We start from the raw sequence: 15,943 nt of genomic DNA on the forward strand, positions 1-15,943 counted from the left end.
CCCGCCATCAGCAGAATCGCGAACGGATACCCCGCCGCCCACTTCAGCTCCGGCATCGTCTCGAAGTTCATCCCGTAGATCGTCCCCACCAGCGTCGGCGCGAACAGGATCGCCGCCCAAGACGAGATCTTCTTGAAGTTGTCGCGTGCGTAGGGCTGACCTACGCAGACTTGTCGCTAGCCGAGAGCGTGATCTATGTCCGAATACAGATTACGTGACGTAGCGGAATCAAGTTGGGGAGGCGGTCAGTGTGACGGTAGCCCTCCAGGGAACGTTTCAGTGGGACACGCAACGTGACTTGGGTCTAGCGGCTCAGGCGAGCGTCTCCGCAAGAACGAGACCAGTTTCACGCGCGGTCAGGTATGGGCGGACATCGTGGGCATGGGCGCCGTTGTTGACAGTCAGATCTTGGATGCGGCTTCCGAACGAGGGCGCTAGCTCTTTGACCAGCGCCACGACATCTCCGTGGTCAGCGATGTTGATCCAGCGCTTCAGGGGGACCGGCCAACGGGCCGTTTCGCCCTGCGGAGGGGGATGGAGCCGGTCGAACACGAGGCCGCGTACGGCGAGGGGAGCGCCGAGTGTGATCAGCGTCAGGTCGTGCCACTGCGGGTGTGCGCACAGTGTTTCGTAGGCGACCACGCTACCCAGGGAATGGGCGACGATCGTTGTTGTCTCGCTGGTCACCGCGCGCGAGAGACGTTCTCCGGCCGCCCGTCGGACTTCTGGTTCGGTGAAGTAGCGCCGGACCTGGCGCGCACTGCCAATCATCACGCTCTCGGCGAGGCCGGTGAAGAAGGCCGAGTGGCTGAGCGCGTTGAGCGCCCGCTGGACGATGCGTGGTGTCCGCAGTCGGGCAGGGGCTTCCGGGCCAGGAACCTGGGCTTCCGCGTCTGCGGCTGCCTGCCACCATGAGAGGAGCAGCTCGTATTCGAGCCCGAGTTCGACATCGGAGGCGTCGAGTGGAGGCTCGCCGACGCCGCGGTGTCCGGGTCGGCGAAACAGGTCACCGTAGAAGGCGACCGAGACGTCGTGGCGTGGCAGCGTGCTGGCGCCGGAAACGGTGAGGCCGTCATTAAGGGCCGGGAACCAAGTCTCCGTAATAGTTTGGGGACCTTTCAGATGTTGCCCGATGCCATGGATCAGGACGACACGGGTCATGGGGAATGCCCCTGTTCTGTATGAGCTGAGGGAGCTAGGCGGAGGACTACCAATCCCATGTCGGTCGCTGCGCAGATCCGGCCGACTGCGTCGATGGAGACTCCATTAATTCCGCTGCCGACGTTGATCTCCGCCTGGAGGCAGGCTGCTTCGAGGTCCCAGACGCGCACCAAGCCGTACTCGTCGGCGGCAACGAGTGTCGGAGTGCTGCCTACGTTCGCCAAGCGCACGCACCGTACTGCCGCAGGGAATCGGTCCAGTTCGGTTTCGGAGGGCGGGTGGCCGTCCAATGGCATCAGGTGGATCCGGCCAGCACCCGACCCGGTTGCTAGATGATCGCGCCCGCCGATGACCGCCAGGTCCAGTGCGGTCGCCCCCATCTCGTAGCCGCTTCGGACCTCCCCGTTTGGCAGGCCGGTCCGAAGGTCCCACAGGCGCACGGTTCCGTCGTACGACGCGCTGGCCGCGATCGGCACACCGGCAACCTGTCCGGCCCGCAGTGTGTTGACCATGGCTGTGTGGCCTGACATCGGCGGACATACGGGAGTCTCTGTGGCGAGATCCCAGGCATGGATGGTGTAGTCCGCGGCAACAGAGACGAGAACGGGGCGCCCTTCGATCACGTTGACATGCGCAAGCCGCGAGTAGCCGGCCCGTCTTGCCAGCCTGTGGCGTGTGTCAATGCCCCAGACCTCGACATCGGTCCAGCTGCTGCGGACCACGATTACTTCGCTGTCGAGGGTCTCCGTGGCAGCGTGGTAGATCGTGTAGGCCCCTGAGGTCAGGTGGGCGGAGACCTGACGGCCAGTGTCCAGTTCGTGGACGCGCACAGTACCGTCGAGACTGCCTGTCACGACGACGGCGCAGCCGTCTGCGGTGCTGGTGATTTCGGCCGAGAGTAGGTGTTGTTCGAGGCCGTAGAGCGGTTCGCCCAGCGGTTGCATGGCGGTCAAGTCCCACAGGCGGACGTGGTGCGAGCCGACCCCGATCAATACCGGCACGTTTCCAACACGCCCAACGACAGGTGGAATCTGTGCGCCTGGCGCCATGTTGTTGCAACTCGAAAGGGCTGGGCCTTCCTCGACACCGGACTCCAGGTCCCACACGCGAAACGTGTTGTCGTAGGAGGTCGTGGCCAGGACTGTCCTGCTGCCGATCGGGCCTAGCGCTGCTGCCGCGACGAATCCGGTGTGACCGACGTAGGGTCCCCCGATGATGGCGGAGGTCTCCATGTCCCGGGCGTGGACATCGTTTCCGTCCATGATGACAAGCACGACGGGGCGGCCCTGGTGGAATCCGACTCCTACGGTCCGTGCGCCGGGCGTGAGGGTAGTTGCATCGAAATGGGTATGGGTCGTTGCTGTCAGGTGAGTTGAGCCGGGGTTGATGTGCCACAGGTATCCGTGGTGCAGAGAGGTGCAAAGAGCGACCTCGAGAGTTCGTCCGCTACTTCGGACCGAGAGGTGTCGGATGTCCCCTATGTGTCCTGCCATCGGTGAGCAGAGTTGTGCGCCGTCACTCGTGTCCCAGACACGCACCGTGCCGTCGTCGCTTCCGGTGAGCAGAACCGATCGCCCGTCAAATTCGCCGAAGATGGCGCAGCGAACGGCATTGGTGTGGCCCAGTAAGGGACCGCCCAGGGGGCCGGTGCGGAAGGGCTCCCACAACCGAACGGTGTTGTCGGACCCGCCGGTGGCCACGACAAGTGAACCACCTACCTCTCCAACCGCGACGGCCAATACCTGACCGGTGTGACCCTCCAAGGGGGCAGCGCACTCCTGGCTGGTGGCCATGTCCCACAGACGGGCTGATCCGTCTTCGCTCCCGGTGACAGCCAGGTCCCGACCCTGATACGGGTGGTAGGCCGTCGCCAACACCGGTCGGGCATGGCCTTCTGCGGGCTGGTCCGCGGTGAGGTCCCAGATCCGAGCCGTCCGGTCCTCGCTCACCGTCACGGTGAGGGCGATGTCTCCCTGGTCGAAAAGCGCCGCTGCGGTGATGTCGCCGACGTGGCCGCGCAGAGGCGGCCCGAGTTGCTGCAGGGTGTTGACGTCCCACACCCGTGCTTCCATGCGCCCGCACGTTACCGCCACTGGGCGCCCTCCGAAGTGGCCGGCTGAGGCCGAGGCTACGCCGCTGCGGCTGTAGTAGACGTGCGCACTGACCGGTTCTCCAATCTGACGGCGATCGTGAAGATCCCATCGGCTGAGCATGCCTGCCTTGTCGCCGACGAGAGCAATAGTTCGGCCGTCCACTTCCGTTACGCAGACTGCGGAAACGCCCATAGAGGGGCCAATAAGCGGGCTGCCGTCCACTCGGGCGTTCCCACCCTCGACCGCCTCGGACAGGTCCCAGACGTACACGGCCTTGTCGTCCCCGCCGGTGACGGCGATCGGCCGCCCATCGAGTTCGCCGAGGCAGGCTGCGAGTACTGAACGGCGGTGCTCGGTCAGCTCGCCTCCCAGCTGACACCGGTTTTGGAGATCCCATAGTCGTGCTGTGCCGTCCGCGCTGGCGGTAAGTACGACCGGACGACGGTGGAGGGCTCCGACCGCGATGCTCGCCACCCGGTTGGTGTGCCCGCGCAGCGGCGCTCCGTACTCCTGGCCGGCTGACAAGTCCCAGACTCTGACCGTGCCGTCCTCACCGCCTGTGAGGGCTACGGTGTAGTCGCCCAGTTCGCCGATGGCCACGGAGCTCACGGCGATGTCGACGACCATGGGGCTGCCTATCTGCTGCTGAGCCGTCAGGTCCCAGACCCGTGCCGTACCATCGACGCTGCCGGTCACTGAAATGGGACGACTGTCCAGTGCGCCGACAGCGACACAACTCACGGTACGGGAATGGCCGGCGAGGAGCCGGTGGACGCCGCTAGTGGACCACCAGGCCCAGTTCGCGGACCAGGGGCGTGTCAGCGAGAGGTCCTCGACGCGGTTGGCCAGGAGATCGGCCTCGCACCGGCGGGCCGAGAGCTGCAGGTCCGCAGCGCGGTCTCCGAGTGGACGGTCGGGGCTTAGCCGGTGAGCCACTTGTTCGTAGGCGCTGCGTATTCGTCGTGCAGTGGCACCCTCGATGGAGGCAAAAGCTGTGAGGAGGGAGCGTGGATCGCTGGCCAGGAGGAAGCCCGGATCCTCGATCAGTTCGGTCAACGCGCCACCTGCTGCTGCGTGGGTGGCGAGATGCCGCCGGACGTACCCGACGGCGCCGAACCAGTCCGGCGGGCCGTCGGTCGGCTCGGAGACGAGTGATCGCAAGGCTCGTACGATCGACCGTTGGACCTGCTCGGCTGACCGGTCCGCAGTGGCACGCAGATGCTCGGCGAGCGCCTTGTGGTACAGGCGGTATGCGGACCGTTGGTCATCGTCGATGACTTCGGCCACGTATGCCTCCGCCACGTCCAGCGTCCAAGTTACGTCCGCTTCGGTGCACGCAACTCCCGCGATCACTGTGCTGAGCGTGGTCCATACGCGACCCCGCGGCAATCCTTTGCCCTCTGAGAAGGCCAGCGCGAGCAGCATCCTTCGCACCCGTGCTTCGTCCGGACCGAAGCGAGCCAGATAATCGTCGAAGGCTTCGCCCACCTCGCTGGGCAGGTCCTCGGCCCAGCCTGGGCAGCTGGTGTTTACGGGGGATCCGTCGGAACGCAGTGTGCGCGCCGTCGTCCTTGCGTAGAGGTAGACGCCGGCCGCTTTTGCCGCGACCGCTCCGGCGACTGTCCGTGCACGGGAAGGCTGGCCTCGGTAGGGCGTCGGGATCTCGGGTTCGTCGCTGGCGAGCAGTACCCGTGTGACATAGCCCGACACGTCCTCTTGGGTCGCCCGGTAACTGCTCTGATCCAGGTCCATGACAGTGAATGTGTGGCCCAGCGGGCCCACGAGTTCGTGGCGGGCGCCCACCAGCAGTCTCACGCCGGGAATTTCGGACATCGGGCGCAGCAGTTCGCGAGTGATCCTGCGGGGTTCCCCGTGGCCGCCAGCGTCCGCTGCGGTGTCAGACCCTGCCTCGTCCACGGCGTCCACCACGACGACGATGGGCGTCCCTTGACGCCCGCGCCGGGTCAGCTCTTGCAGCAGGGCGGCGGGACCGTCGGTACAGGTGTCCAGTGCGGTGGCTATGCGTTCGACCACCTCCTCCAGCCGTTTATGGCGGGCGTGGACTGCGGCTGACACGCACCTTGCAGGAAGCACGGTTGAGGCGTCGATATCGGAGAGGTCCAGACGCGACCGGTACTCGGAGTCCGATAAGGCGACGATCCGTCCGAGCACTGCGGACTTTCCGCATCCAGGGCTGCCGGTGACCACCCTGCCGCGACCGTCGCCGCGGGGTGCGGTGAGCCACTCCACGAGTTCAGACAGCACCTGGATTCGGCCGCTGAAGTACAGGCCCTGTTCGGACTCGAACTCCACGCCCCGAGACCGGGGGCCGAAGTGCTCGTCCAAGTCGCGATCGGCCACGCGTCGTTGGACCTGCAGATCAGTGCCCAGGGGAGGAAGCTCCTCCCGATAGTTCGAGTTGGCGAGGAACGGTGCGAGACCGGTCACCAGTCCACACGCCAACCCGGCACGCTGGCTGCAGCCTTCGGCGTCGAACTGCTCGTTGATCGCTTTGACGAGTTCGGTGAGATCCAGATACTGCTGGCGTTGCCCTGTTCTTTTGGCCGTCGTTTCGACGGCCGCGACCAGGGCAGCGACGAATCGGCCGTCTTCTGCGATGTCCTTGGGCCGGGCTGAGCTCAGGAACCACAGACCAGTGGAGGCGCGGCCGGAGGTGCTCCGGTGAGCGATCGTCTGCAGCGTGACCGTAGCGGCATCGGCACTTCCCACTCCGGCTGAGCAAGTGTCGAGAATCAGCAGCAGGTGACGTAATTCGCCACGACACAGGATGCGCACCAGGTCCTCGGTGGCCAAGGCGGTTGAGACGAGGTCGTCCTCCTGCGAGTCCCAGCAGAGTAAGTAGTGACGGTCCCGTTCCTCCACGGATCCGTGGCCCGCGAAGTACACGACGACGACGTCATCGGAGGCCAGGTCCGTGTCGGACGACCAATGGGTCAGTTTGCGGCGTATTTGGTCAGCACTGTCGTAGTCTCCTAGTCCTGGTAACACGGCCTCGTAGGTGAACGCACGGAACAGTTCGGTGGTCACCTGCATGTCCGCCGGTACGGAAGCCAGTTGTTCTTCCTTCGGAAGGTGGCAGTACTTGCCGCTCCCTAAGGCGATGAAGAATTTCCTTCCCACCCCACCACCCGACGTCGTGGACCACTGGACTCGAACTCTACCCAGCCCGGGGGCTGTTCCGACGGTGGTTGGGGTGACTAGCGGTGCTTGCCCGCTCGGGGGCGACGGCATCCTGTGCGGCAGAGTTGTGGTGCTTACCCCCCGTCTCACAGTGGTTTTCGAATTGGGGCACCTCCGTTGCGACTCAAACCTGCAGTCAGGTTCTTAGAAGGCGCTGGGCCGTTGCCGCCTCACCAGGGGTGTGATCGATCCGCCGAGTGGACCCGGTCCTTGATCTGGTTACTGAGATATGTCGGTCATCGATCGGCGCTGGGCGAGCGAATACCTTGGGTGCAATTCTGCCGGACGTGCCGCAGCCGGGTACCTCGGGCGATTGGAGTCTCAAGGTCCTCGTTGCGGTCGGTACCAGCAGTGACGACTCGTCACGACAGAAGGAAGGGGGGAAAGCCGCGCAGGAGACGTCGAGCGACGTGTGACGGGGTGACGATGCTCCCCAGCGCCGCGCATTCTCCCCAGATTCTCCCCAGTAGGTCGAAGTGGCAACTTCGCAGCATTCACGTCAGCGAAGTTGATCTATGGCTGCGTGGCCGCCACTACAGCCAATCCCGCCGCTTGAAAATGAAGTACAGACTCACGCACACCCCCGCCATCAGCAGGATCGCGAAGGGGTACCCGAACGCCCACCCCAACTCCGGCATCGTGTCGAAGTTCATCCCATAGATCGTCCCCACCAACGTGGGAGCAAACAGAATCGCCGCCCACGAAGAGATCTTCTTGATCTCCTCGGCCCCGAGCAACCGCCGGAAGAAGCCGACGATCGCGAGGTTGCGGCACAACGTGGCGAAGTAGTGGCGGCGAAACCGCAGGACGACCGCCGGGTCGAGGAACCCGGGCAGGAAGAGGTACCCGTCCCGGTCGAAGCGCTCCAGCAGCGCAGGGCGGGAGGCCACCAGCCACTACCGGAGACCACCGGAAGAGGTTCGTGCGCTCGCGCTGGGCGTGACCGGCGTCGGCCATGTCCTGGAGAAGACCGTCGAAGTGACTGCGCGGACGCTGCCCGGATAAGCCGCTTCACCTAAAGAAGCCGCTTCACGTTGTCGCCGAACGTCCACCCCTTCGACCCGTCCCAGTTGATGGACCAGGTCATCAGGCCCTTGAGCGCGCCGTTGTAGTGGTTCCACGCCTGGGTCACCAGGCTCGGGGCCATGTAGCCGCCGCCGGCGCCGGGTTGAGCCGGCAGGCCAGGGACCTGTTTGTCGTAGGGCACCTTGATCGTGGTGCCCTGGACGACAAGACCCTTGTTCAGGCAGTCCGTCTGCGCGACGAAGCCCTGGACGGTACCGGCGGAGTAGGAGTCGCCGGAGCATCCGTACATGCTCCCGTTGTAGTACTGCATGTTCAGCCACCACAGGCGGCCGTTGTCCGCGTACTTCTTCACGATCGGGAGGTACGCGCCCCAGATCGAGCCGTAGGTCACGCTCCCTCCCGTGACGTATGCGGTCTCGGGAGCCATCGTCAGACCGAAGTTGGCAGGCATCCGGGCGAGTACGCCGTCGATGATGCGGACGAGGTTGGCCTGCGAGGCGGAGAGCTGGTTGATGTTGCCGCTGCCGACGAGGCCGGTCTCGATGTCGATGTCGATGCCGTCGAAGTTGTACTTCTTCAGGATCGGCACCACGGTCTCCACGAAGCGGTCGGCGACCGTGCTCGAGCTGAGGTCTATACCCGCCGTCGCACCGCCGATCGACATCAGGATCGTGGCGCCGTTCGCCTTGGCCTGGCACATCTCGGCGGGTGTGGCGACCTTCACCGTCGAGTCCATTCCGTCCTCCCACAGGACGGTGCCGTCGGAACGGATGACGGGGAACGCCGCGTTGATCACGTTGTAGCCGTGGTCGCGCATTCGGGTGTCGGTGATCGGGGTCCAACCGAACGGCGGATGCACGCCGTTGGCTGCTCCGTCCCAGTTCTCCCAGTAGCCCTGGAGCACCTTTTCGGTGGGCCGTGACTTGACCGCGCATGTTTCGTCCTGGGCGGTGGCCCGGCCGTCCTGACGGTTCTGTGACGCGCCACTTGGTGCGGCGCCGACCAGCAGCGAAACGGCGAAGGCCGTTGCCGTACCGACCGCCAGAAGGCGGAAACGTGTGCGGCGCGGGGCCGGAGTGAGGGGAGAAGTCTGGGGTGACACGCTTACCTCCTGGACTGTGGTGCCTGGAGACGTAAGTGGTGCGACGCGCCACACCGTAAAGTGGTCCAGACCTGCCGTCAATAGGTCTGGACCAGACCGACCCAGCAGGAGGCCGCCCCGCCATGGAAATCGTCGACTCCCAAGACCCGCTGGCCATCACGGCGACTGAGGCGATCCGGAACGGTGACGTGCTCGTACTGCGCAAACTTCTGGACAGCTACCCCGAGTTGGCCACCGCCGGTATCAGTCAGGACGGTCCCGCGGCCGGCCGACGGAGCCTGCTGCACATCGCCACCGACTGGCCCGGCCACCGCCCGCACGCCGCGGCGGCCATCGCCATCCTCGTCGCGGCAGGCGCCGACCCCGACGTGCGTTTCGTCGGGGCCCACACGGAGACCCCCCTGCACTGGGCCGCCAGCAACGACGACATCATCGCCCTGGACGCCCTCATCGACGCCGGCGCCGACATCGAGGCACCCGGAGCCGTCATCGGCGGCGGCACCCCGCTCGCCGACGCGCGCGGCTTCGGCCAGTGGCGGGCAGCCCACCGGCTCCTGGAGCGAGGGGCCCGCGCGGACCTCCAGGATGCCGCCACACTCGGCCTCCTCAGCCAGGTCGAGGCCTTCCTCGCCGCCCCGGACCCCCCTGCGGAGTCCGACGTCACCAGCGCCTTCTGGGGCGCCTGCCACGGTGGCCAACTCCCCATCGCGCAATGCCTGTTGCAGCAGGGAGCCGACCTCAACTGGGTCGGCTACGACGACATGACCCCACTCGACATCGCGCACATCCAAGACGCCGACGGCGTCGTCATCCAGTGGCTCCTCGCCCGAGGCGCGAAGACGAGGACAGAACTCGGGTGAGGCAGTGAGGCACGGGCGGCGCAAACCCGATCCCGATCCCGATCCCGGACACTGCCGCCCGCACCCCGCGCCGCCCCGCGTCAGCTTGTCTTGACCATGCCTCCGTCGATCACGTAGTCCGCGCCAGTGACATTGCCCGCCACATCCGACAGCAGGAACGCGATCAGCGCCGCCACTTCTCTTGGCTCGGTGATGCGTCCGCTGGCAATGTTGAACGCGCTCGGGATCTGCTCGATGAACGCCGCGTGCTCGACACCGGCGCTGGCCGCGACCTTGCCGCCGAAGCCTTCGGGGTCCGACCAGATCGAGGTGCGCACCACACCGGGCGAGACCGTGTTGACCCGTACGCCCTGCGGCCCGAACTCCTCGGACAGCGACTTGCTGAGCGAGGTGAGTGCCGACTTGGCCGCGCTGTAGGCGACCGGACCCGCTGCGGGGAGGCGGGTGTTGATGGACGAGACATTGACGATGGCGCCACGGCGCTCGATCAGGCTGGGCAGTGCGGCGCGGGTGACGCGCACCGCGCTGAGCAGGTTGAGATCGAAGATGCCCTGCCACTGTGCGTCATCGGTGTCGAGAAAGCCGGCCAGCTGCACGGCGTCACCGGCGCCGACGTTGTTCACCAGCAGGTCGATACCGCCCAGTTCGGCGAAGGCGCCTTCCATGAGGGTGGCCACTCCCTCCGCGGTACTGAGGTCGGCCGACACGGAGAAGGCTCCGGACTCCTTGAGCTCGGGGGTGATGGTGCGGGCCGCGCCGACGACACGCACACCCTCGTCGATCAGCGTCCTGACGGTGGCCAGGCCGATGCCACGGCTGGCACCGGTGACCACGGCGGTCTTGGCGTTGAGGTCGAGCTTCATGCTTCTCCAGCTCCTTCACGCAAATAGCAGATATCAGATAGCGGATGACGGATAGCGGATAACAGGTACGCAGGCCGCTCTTGCGCTGCCGCGCAGGCAGTTTTTGAACTATTTTTGAACTACAGGTACATAACATGGGTAGACGTCGAGACCGCCGAAGACGTCAGCGATCAGAGATTCAGAGCGAGTCGACCGTCGCGTCGATCACCCTGGAAAGGCGCTCCGGCCCTTCGGCGACCCGCGCCATAAGACGCAGACCGACGACCGTGGTCAGCAGCAGGCTCCCGACAGCGCGCGCGTCACGACCGGCAGCGATCTCTCCCGCACGCTGCCCCTCCCCCACCAGCACACAGAAGGCTTCCTCGGTGCGGTCGAACATGCCCCGGACGAGATCGGTCGCCACCTCGTCCGTCCCGGCCAGCTCCGCCGCCGCATTCACCGCCATGCAGCCGCGCCGGTCCGGGTCGGCGAGGTCCATTTCGACGAGCAGCCACAGCGCGGCGCGCAACCGCTCCTTCACGGGCCCCTGCTCCTCTAGCATCTCGATGAGAGCCAGGGCCTGACTGTCGCGGTAGCGGCGCAGCGCCCGCTCGAACAAGGCGTGCTTACTGCCGAAGGTGTTGTAGAGACTGCCCTTGCCGATGCCGAGCGCATCGACGAGGTCCTGGGGCGTGGTGGCGGCATATCCCTTGCGCCAGAACACGTCCATGGCCTGCTCGACGGCGGCGTCCGGATCGAACTGCTTCGGCCTTCCCATGACGAAGAGCCTAGCCCCTTCTTGACCTACAGGTCAAGAAGTTGGCTCAGCCGCACGGGAGGCCGCCCGGGATCCCGGTCAGGATCCCGCTCAGGCGGCGCGACGCACCCGCGCGGCCTTACGGGCCTCGATCATCTCGCGGGAATCGCCGGACCGGCGGGAACCGGCACCCGAGCGGGCGGGCTGCCCCGGACGCGTACCCATCCCACGGAAGGGGGCGCCACCGCGCTTGGGGCGCTCCGTGCTGGGTGCGGCCCCGGCGATGGGCACACCGGAAGGCGCCTTCGCGCCCGTGATGCGGCTCAACTCGGCCTCGCCGGAACGGACTTGAGTGATCTGCGGCCGGATCCCGGCGGCGGACATCAGACGGCTCATGTCACGGCGCTGGTTCGGCGTGACCAGGGTGACGACACTGCCGGACTCACCGGCACGGGCCGTACGGCCGCCTCGGTGGAGGTAGTCCTTGTGGTCGCTGGGCGGGTCCACATTGACCACCAGGTCGAGGTTGTCGACGTGGATGCCGCGGGCCGCGACGTTCGTGGCCACCAGAACCGTGACAGCGCCGGTCTTGAACTGGGCGAGGGTGCGGGTGCGCTGCGGCTGGGACTTGCCGCCGTGCAGCGCGGAGGCGCGTACGCCGCTGCCCATCAGGTGCTTGGTGAACTGGTCGACGGCGTGCTTGGTGTCCAGGAACATGAGCACCCGGCCGTCACGCGCCGCGATCTCCGTGGCGGTCGCCATCTTGTCGGCGCCGTGCACATGCAGCTCGTGGTGCTCCATCGTGGTGACCGCGCCCTTGGAGGGGTCGACCGAGTGGACGACCGGGTCATGGAGGTAGCTGCGCACCAGGAGGTCCACATTGCGGTCGAGCGTGGCGGAGAACAGCATCCGCTGACCGTCGGGGCGCACCTGATCGAGCAGCTCGGTGACCTGGGGCATGAAGCCCATATCGGCCATCTGGTCGGCCTCGTCGAGGACGGTGATGCTCACCCGGTCGAGGCGGCAGTCCTTGCGCTCGATGAGGTCCTTGAGGCGGCCCGGCGTCGCGACGAGCACCTCGGCCCCGGATCGCAGCGCACCGGCCTGCCTGCCGATCGACATGCCGCCGACCACCGTGGCGAGCTTCAGCTTCAGGGCGCGGGCATACGGCGTGAGTGCCTCGGTGACCTGCTGGGCGAGCTCCCGGGTGGGAACGAGGACCAGCGCCAGGGGCCGCTTCGACTCGGCGCGCTGACCTGCGGTGCGCACGAGGAGCGGAAGGCCGAAGGCGAGGGTCTTGCCCGAACCGGTGCGGCCACGGCCGAGTACGTCGCGGCCCGCGAGGGCGTTCGGCAGCGTGGCGGCCTGGATCGGGAACGGCTCGGTCACGCCGAGGCCGGTGAGCGTCTTCAGGAGCGTGGCCGGCATGTCCAGTTCACCGAAGGTCTCCACCGCGGGAAGGCCAGGGGTGATGGTGACCGGCAGGGCGAACTCGCCCTGCGGTGCGGCGGGACGGCGCCCCTGACCGCCGGAGCGGTTGCCGCCGGGGCGGGCTCCGCCGCCCTTACGGGCATGGACGCTGCGGGGATTGGAATAGCGGTCGTTCGTGCGAGCTGAACGGTTCATGGAGAACCTTCCTCGATATGGCACGCATCGAGGAATTCTCGGCGAATATCAACCGAACGAATTGCAAGCACGAGCCGAAAAAAAGACAAACTTCTTTAAACAGCAACGAGCTGGTGCCCGCACCGTGAGGTGCGGGCACCAGCGTCGTCTTACGCTTCAGCGTCAGGCAGGAACGATGTTCTCGGCCTGCGGGCCTTTCTGGCCCTGAGTGACATCGAAGTTCACCTTCTGGCCTTCCTGAAGCTCACGGAAGCCCTGGGTGGCGATGTTCGAGTAGTGGGCGAAGACGTCCGGGCCGCCACCCTCCTGCTCGATGAAGCCGAAGCCCTTTTCCGAGTTGAACCACTTCACGGTGCCAGTAGCCATACTAAATATCTCCTTCGGGGCAAGCTCCGGGACCCGCACTGTGCGAACCCCGGCGTCGCCACGTTGATTGCCCCGTCCGGAAAACTTCTCCGGAAATACAAAAGTGCCCGGCGGATATTGATCCACCAAAGCACTTGAAGTCTTATGGGAACCACAACTGCAACTAAGAACAACAGTAGCACGAGATGGGCTTCACGGCACGGGCAACCGGCTCAAATTTCGCCCGGCCGGCCTAGAGCCCGCACCACATTGCGGAAATTTCTGGACCTCTGGTCTCACGCGGGGCGAGCGCGGGCCGAGTCATACGTGCCTGCGCGGGTCATACGTGCCTGTGCGGGCGAAGGCGATCCAGTCGGCGCGCAGGGCCGAGCCCAGTGCGTCGATGTCCTCCCAGGGAGTGTCCCCGAGCATCGGCGAGGCCCGCCATGCCTCCCGCGAGCCGAAGAGCAGCGGCAGCTCGACGCAGTGAGTGGCCCCGAAGGGTGATCCGGCCGGGCGCCAGTCGAGGCGGTACGTGTACACGTGGGCGCCCGCTCGCGCCAGGCGCTTCCCGAAGAGGGCGAGCGGCTCTTCATAGACGCGGCGAGTGAGGCTCGCCGTGTCGTCGCCCTCACCGGGGAACGCGGTCATGTCGTCGAGGTTCCAGCCGTACAGGACGTCCAGGCCGCGCACGTTCGCGTCGAAGGAATCGAACGAGGAATTGGCGGAGGGGTCGGAGGAAGGGTCCAGCCCATGGAGATGGAGGGGGTCCGCGCCCCGGACCGGCGTGAACGCGGGTTCCATCGAGCTTCCGGACAGGCGCAGGTTCGCCAGCGCGGTCTCGCGCTGCGCCGCCAGGATCTCGGATACGTCGGCGGTGTGCGGGTCCGTGCCGAGGGCCTCGGCGAAGAGGCGGCCGAGGACCAGGGCGGCCTCGCGGGGGCGCGTCGCGACTTCGAGCGGGGCGCTCTGCAGGATCGCCCGGCGCAGCAGCCCCTTGGCCTCCGGCATGTCGAGGAGCAGACGGATGGACAGGCCGCCGGCCGACTGCCCCAGCACCGTGACGTTGCCGGGGTCTCCCCCGTACGCGGCGATGTGCGCGCTCACCCAGCGCAGCGCTTCCAGCTGGTCGTACAGGCCGAGATTGCCCTCGCTGACACCGTCGAGGCAGAGGTAACCCAGCGCGCCCAGGCGGTAGTTGACGCTGACGACCACCACATCGCCTTCGGCGGCGAGCGCACCGCCGTCGTACCAGTCCATCAGCCCGGCGCCGCTGCTGAACCCGCCGCCGTGGAACCACACGAGCACCGGCCGGGCCCCGGTGTCGCGGGCCGGTGTCGTGATCGACAGGTTCAGACAGTCCTCGCCCTGCGGGTGGGTGTCGAGGGGCGGGCCCATCACCGCGTCGAGCCTGGAGGGCAGCTGCGGGCAGATCTCGCCGCTCGACGGGCGGGGGTCCTCATCCTTTACCGGGCGCGGGCGGGCGAAACGCTCGGCCGTGGCGTACCGGATCGGTCCTGTGCGGATCAGTCCTGTGCCGATCGTCGTCGAATCCGTCATGCTTCTGCGCCCTCCGTGGTGAGTACGACTGAACCGGGCGCAGTCTCCGGCACCGCACGGAACAGCGCCACCGCCCCGGCGAGGCTGATCCCGCACATCGCCACCAGGTACCACGTCACGCCCGCCGAAGAGGAACCGTCTCCGGAGTTCAGCAGTGCGGTGGAAATCATGGGCGCCAGGCCGCCGCCGAGGATGGCGCCGGTCTGGAGGATGAGCGAGGACCCGGAATAGCGGACGTGGACGGGGAAGGTGTCGGCGATGATGCCGCCCTGCACGCAGTGGGTGACCGGGATGACGAGCCCCATTCCCGTGAGCGCCACGACGGCCAGGACGGAATTCCCCGTGTCGAGCAGCGGGAAGAAGGCGGCGCACCACACCAGGATCGCGGCTGAGCCACCGATGAACATCGTTCTCCGGCCGTACCGGTCCGCGATTCTCGTCCATACGGGAATGGTCGCGAACCACAGTACGGCGGCCGCTGTCACGCTCAGGATGAGGAATTGCTTGTCGTAGCCGAGATTCTTGGTGCCGTACGACAGGGTGAACACCATGAACACATAGGCGACCGCGGAGTTCGCGACCACGGCGAGCAAGGTGAGGGCCAGTCGCGGGAATCCGACCTTGAGTGCTTCCGCCAGTGGGAACTTGACGACGTCGTCCTGCTCGAGAACGCGGTTGAAGGAAGGGGACTCCGTGACCCGGAGCCGGATCACCAGACCGATCGCGACGAGAACGAAGCTCAGGAGGAACGGAATCCGCCAGCCCCATGAGGTGAACGCGCTGTCCCCCATGAGGGAGTTGGTGGCGAGGAAGATGAGGTTGGCGAGGACCAGGCCGGCCGGTGTCCCCATCTGAGGGAAGCCCGCGTACAGATTCCGCTTGCCCCGCGGCGCGTGCTCCATGGACATCAGCGTCGCCCCGGCGCCTTCGCCGCCGAGCCCGATGCCCTGGATGACGCGCAGCACGACCAGCAGGACCGGCGCCCAGAATCCGATGGCGTCGTAATTCGGAATGGCGCCGATGAGCGTGGATCCGACTCCCATCAGGACCAGGGAGACCACCAGGGTCGCCTTCCGTCCGATGCGGTCGCCGAAATGTCCGAAGACCAGGCCGCCGAGGGGCCGGGCGATGAAGCCGACGGCGAGCGTGCTGAATGCCGCGAGGGTTCCCGCCGCGGGACTCAGCGAGGGGAAGAACTGTTTGTCGAAGATGAGGGCGGCTGCCGTGCCGTAGAGGAAGAAGTCGTACCACTCGAGCGTGGTACCGGCCAGCGTCGCGAGAGCCGTTCTTGCGGGGGCCGTTCTTGCGGGGGCCATTCTTGCCGGAGTCGTTCTTCCGGAAGCGGCCCTTTCCCCGCCCGTGCCTTCTTC

General features: G+C 66.4%; 10 protein-coding genes and 2 pseudogenes. 1 reads left to right on the plus strand and 11 read right to left on the minus strand.

The features are described 5' to 3' along the window. The 5 genes and pseudogenes from ACGFSB_RS32265 to ACGFSB_RS32285 form a co-directional block, all read right to left on the minus strand. A pseudogene (locus tag ACGFSB_RS32265) lies at positions 1-143 on the minus strand (CorA family divalent cation transporter); the annotation flags it as partial. A 169-nt stretch (positions 144-312) separates the two neighbouring features. After that, complete coding sequence (locus ACGFSB_RS32270) at positions 313-1,161, minus strand: hypothetical protein (RefSeq protein ID WP_393406617.1); 849 nt, start codon at positions 1,159-1,161, stop codon at positions 313-315. Beyond that, positions 1,158-6,395, minus strand: coding sequence for a caspase family protein (locus ACGFSB_RS32275; RefSeq protein WP_393406620.1), 5,238 nt, complete (start codon positions 6,393-6,395; stop codon positions 1,158-1,160). The genes ACGFSB_RS32270 and ACGFSB_RS32275 overlap by 4 nt, the downstream gene beginning before the upstream one ends. 593 nt (positions 6,396-6,988) lie before the next feature. Continuing rightward, positions 6,989-7,225, minus strand: a pseudogene (locus ACGFSB_RS32280) (CorA family divalent cation transporter); the annotation flags it as partial. 245 nt (positions 7,226-7,470) lie between these two features. Next, the gene (locus tag ACGFSB_RS32285) at positions 7,471-8,583 is read right to left on the minus strand and encodes a chitinase (protein ID WP_393406622.1); all 1,113 of its coding nucleotides are present in this window, start codon (positions 8,581-8,583) and stop codon (positions 7,471-7,473) included. Positions 8,584-8,705: 122 nt separating this feature from the next. Here ACGFSB_RS32285 and ACGFSB_RS32290 point away from each other — a divergent pair, with 122 nt between their 5' ends. Next, a complete protein-coding gene (locus ACGFSB_RS32290; RefSeq protein ID WP_393406625.1) occupies positions 8,706-9,443 on the plus strand; it encodes an ankyrin repeat domain-containing protein in 738 nt (245 codons plus the stop codon). Positions 9,444-9,523: 80 nt separating this feature from the next. On the opposite strand, the gene ACGFSB_RS32295 is transcribed toward ACGFSB_RS32290, so the two are convergent. From ACGFSB_RS32295 to ACGFSB_RS32320, 6 genes are all read right to left on the minus strand, one after another. After that, the gene (locus ACGFSB_RS32295; RefSeq protein ID WP_393406627.1) at positions 9,524-10,306 is read right to left on the minus strand and encodes an oxidoreductase; all 783 of its coding nucleotides are present in this window, start codon (positions 10,304-10,306) and stop codon (positions 9,524-9,526) included. A gap of 178 nt (positions 10,307-10,484) precedes the next feature. Further along, positions 10,485-11,063, minus strand: coding sequence for a TetR/AcrR family transcriptional regulator (locus tag ACGFSB_RS32300; protein WP_393406630.1), 579 nt, complete (start codon positions 11,061-11,063; stop codon positions 10,485-10,487). 90 nt (positions 11,064-11,153) lie between these two features. Continuing rightward, on the minus strand, positions 11,154-12,668 hold the full coding sequence (locus ACGFSB_RS32305; RefSeq protein WP_393406632.1) for a DEAD/DEAH box helicase: 1,515 nt from the start codon (positions 12,666-12,668) through the stop codon (positions 11,154-11,156). A 162-nt stretch (positions 12,669-12,830) separates the two neighbouring features. After that, positions 12,831-13,034, minus strand: a complete 204-nt coding sequence (locus ACGFSB_RS32310) for a cold-shock protein (RefSeq protein ID WP_100598391.1) — start codon at positions 13,032-13,034, stop codon at positions 12,831-12,833. A 300-nt stretch (positions 13,035-13,334) separates the two neighbouring features. After that, entirely contained in the window at positions 13,335-14,573 is a 1,239-nt protein-coding gene (locus tag ACGFSB_RS32315) for a carboxylesterase family protein (protein ID WP_393406635.1), read from the minus strand. Next, positions 14,570-15,889 (minus strand): MFS transporter, encoded by a 1,320-nt coding sequence (locus tag ACGFSB_RS32320; protein ID WP_393406637.1) that lies wholly within the window; start codon positions 15,887-15,889, stop codon positions 14,570-14,572. The genes ACGFSB_RS32315 and ACGFSB_RS32320 overlap by 4 nt, the downstream gene beginning before the upstream one ends. Between the last annotated feature and the right edge of the window lie 54 nt (positions 15,890-15,943).

The sequence above is a fragment of the Streptomyces sp. NPDC048441 genome (assembly GCF_043200235.1).
GTDB lineage: Bacteria > Actinomycetota > Actinomycetes > Streptomycetales > Streptomycetaceae > Streptomyces.